Consider the following 338-nt stretch of genomic DNA (forward strand, 5'->3'; position numbering starts at 1 on the left):
CTTTCCGGGCATCTATGCGGCGGTCGATATCGCCACGAGGTTTGAGAAGATCGACCGCCACTGTGGATATATCGTGCTCTATCAGCAGCCTTCAGGGGGAGCTTTCCACGTCATGCGCGCCGAAAGCAACTTCATCGACAACGCGACAGCGAAGAAAATCGAGACCACCACCTCGAAACTTGAATTGGACAAAGCATGGGCCGAGTTGTCGCGGAACTGTCCAAACTTCCGTTGAAAGCCAATCGTTGAACGTTCAGACGGGCTGCCTTCTCCACGGCAAGCGGCCTAGTCGTTGGCGGTGGTCCGATCGATGCGGATGACAAACAGCACCGCTTCTT

1 protein-coding gene is annotated in these 338 nt (G+C 55.3%); it reads left to right on the plus strand.

The window, feature by feature from the left end; genetic code table 11:
- Positions 1–235 (plus strand): hypothetical protein (locus tag EN818_RS33115; protein WP_210237329.1); only part of this gene is annotated, 235 nt, incomplete at its 5' end.
- Positions 236–338: the final 103 nt, after the last annotated feature.

The sequence above is a fragment of the Mesorhizobium sp. M3A.F.Ca.ET.175.01.1.1 genome (assembly GCF_004791945.1).
In the GTDB taxonomy this organism is placed as follows: Bacteria; Pseudomonadota; Alphaproteobacteria; order Rhizobiales; family Rhizobiaceae; genus Mesorhizobium.